The sequence below is a fragment of the Campylobacter showae CC57C genome, assembly GCF_000344295.2.
Taxonomy (GTDB): Bacteria; Campylobacterota; Campylobacteria; order Campylobacterales; family Campylobacteraceae; genus Campylobacter_A; species Campylobacter_A showae_B.
The window spans coordinates 1-2,226 of record NZ_AOTD01000090.1 but is presented as its reverse complement, the minus strand read 5'-3'; the positions used below and the strand labels follow the sequence as shown (position 1 = coordinate 2,226).

Genomic DNA, 2,226 nt, shown 5'->3' with positions numbered 1-2,226 from the left:
CCAAGCCCCGATAGATACGCCAGCCTGCCCGCCTGAATCGCAAGCGCAAAGGCTCGCGCCATCGCTTTTACGTCGCCCGCAGTCGCGATAGCGGTGTTTGCCATCACGGCAGCGCAGCCCATCTGCATCGCCTCGCACGCCTGCGCTGGAGTGCCGATACCCGCATCCACGATCACAGGCAGGTCTATCTCGGCGAGCAAAATTTTGATAAATTCGCGCGTACAAAGGCCTTTGTTCGTCCCGATCGGCGCACCCAGAGGCATCACGCACGCAGCCCCCGCCGAGGCCAGATCGCGCGCGACATTTAGGTCCGGATACATATAGGGCATCACGACAAAGCCCATATTTGCAAGCTTTTCGGTCGCTTTTATCGTCTCGTAGTTATCAGGTAGCAGGTATTTGCTGTCCCTGATAACCTCAACCTTCACGAGGTCGCCGCAGCCAGCCTCTCGCGCGAGCTTTGCGATACGCACGCACTCATCGGCATTTCTAGCGCCCGAGGTGTTTGGCAGTAGTGTCGCGCCCTTTGGGATAAAGTCTAAGATATTTTCCAGTCCGCCCTCGTTTACGCGGCGAAGCGCCAGCGTCACGATCTGCGCGCCCGCCTCGTGTACCGCGGCCTCCAAAAGAGGCAATGAAAATTTACCCGATCCCAGGATAAAACGCGAGCTAAATTTATGCCCGCCAAGCTCTAAAATATCGTCTTTTTCATCATTTTTCATCTCAACCTCCGCCTACAAAATGCACTATCTCGGCCGAGTCGCCGTCTCTTAGCGCCGTATCAAATTTATCTTTTGGCAAGATTTCGCCGTTTAACTCGACCGCGATGCGCTCAGGCTTTAGCCCCTTTGCGGCTAGCAGCTGCGCTATGGTTTTGCCGATAAACTCACCCTCATCTTTGCCGTTTATTTTTAGCATTCTCTTTCCGTTTTATTAAATTTAGCGCGCCCGTGCGGGTTAAATTTCGCGCCCTAGAGTCGCCGATTATACCTCTTTTTGCTAAATTTAAGCCAAATTTTTCATAGCAAGCGTGCAGGCGGCAAGCCCGTAAAACGCGACGCAAAGGCTAACGGCTAGCCCAAAAACGCTAACTGCGGGCGTCTGGCTAAAACTAAGCGCAAAAAACGAGATAAAGCTCGTGATAAACGCGGCAAATATCCCAAATAGGCGCTCCCGCCGCGACAAGTCATCGTTTAGTGCAAAGATAAGATAATCAATCCCGACCGCGCTCGCCAAAATGAGCCCGAAAATCGCAAAAATATTTACGTGGACGCCAAGCGCCGCAAAACCGCAAAGCACGGCTAGCACGCCAAGCGCGATGACGCCCATAACCAAAAGCGAGCGAGTCGCCCCAAAAAACGCCCACAAAAGCGCAAACGCAACTAAAAACGCGCCACCTTTTAGCGCCGCAGCCCAGGCCTTTGCCTCGGTCAAATTTTGATTTAGCGCGCCGACGAAATCGACGCTAAAAGCGCCGTTTGCTTTTAAAATTTCATCCGTTTTTACGCCGCCCACTAGCCTCTCGGCATACACCGCGCTGCTGTTTTTACTCGGTAAAAATCGCGTCAAATTTTTCGCCGCGTCAAATTCTAAAATCTCGCTAACGCCGATAGTTTGCGCGTTTGCGATCTTTTCAAGTTCGGATTTTACTAGCTCGGCGGATAGGCCGAGCTGGGCGTAAATTTTAAAGATTTCCTCGTCCTGCGCAGCTTCTTTAAAGATATTTTTTACATTTTCCTGCTCGGCCAGGCTTAGGATAAATTTAGAAACAGAGGCGTAATCTTTGACGAGATTTGCCTGCTTTAGCTCGCGCATTAGCCGCTTTTCGTCGCCGACTAGATCGTCTCCGCCCTTTAGCACGATGACGGAGTTTTGCGGCGCGGCGCCTGTTATTTCGCTGATCTTTTTAGACTGCTCCAGCAGCTCTGCGGGCGAGCTTGCGTAGTCTTTGATCTGCTCGGGCGCGCTTAGACTTTTAAAATTTAGCGCCAAAATTCCCGCGCAAAGCGCAAATGCGGCGAGGAAAGCTTTTAAATTTATCGCTCCCGCCGCGCGCTCGCAAAACCCTGCAAATTTATCAAAAAACCTTGAAAATACAGCGCTTTGCGAAAACGTGGCACCCTCAAATATAAAAGGCAGGCAAAAATAGGTAAATAAAAACGCCCCAAGCAGCGTAAATAGCGAAAATATCGCGGTTTGGCGCAGCAACTCAAGCGACGAAAAGGC

At 51.4% G+C, this 2,226-nt stretch carries 3 protein-coding genes; all 3 read right to left on the bottom strand.

All coding sequences use genetic code 11. The features are described from left to right. On the bottom strand, nucleotides 1-722 hold a 722-nt coding region (locus H740_RS03435; protein ID WP_004322537.1), incomplete at its 3' end, for a thiazole synthase. A 1-nt stretch (nucleotide 723) separates the two neighbouring features. Continuing rightward, a complete protein-coding gene (gene thiS / locus H740_RS03430) occupies nucleotides 724-918 on the bottom strand; it encodes a sulfur carrier protein ThiS (protein ID WP_004322534.1) in 195 nt (64 codons plus the stop codon). 87 nt (nucleotides 919-1,005) lie between these two features. Next, a partial coding sequence (locus tag H740_RS03425; RefSeq protein WP_004322531.1) for an MMPL family transporter occupies nucleotides 1,006-2,226 on the bottom strand: 1,221 nt, incomplete at its 5' end.

Excerpts from the sequence above, each read along its gene's own strand:
- thiS (WP_004322534.1), bottom strand. The coding sequence starts at position 918 with ATGCTAAAAATAAACGGCAAAGATGAGGGTGAGTTTATCGGCAAAACC.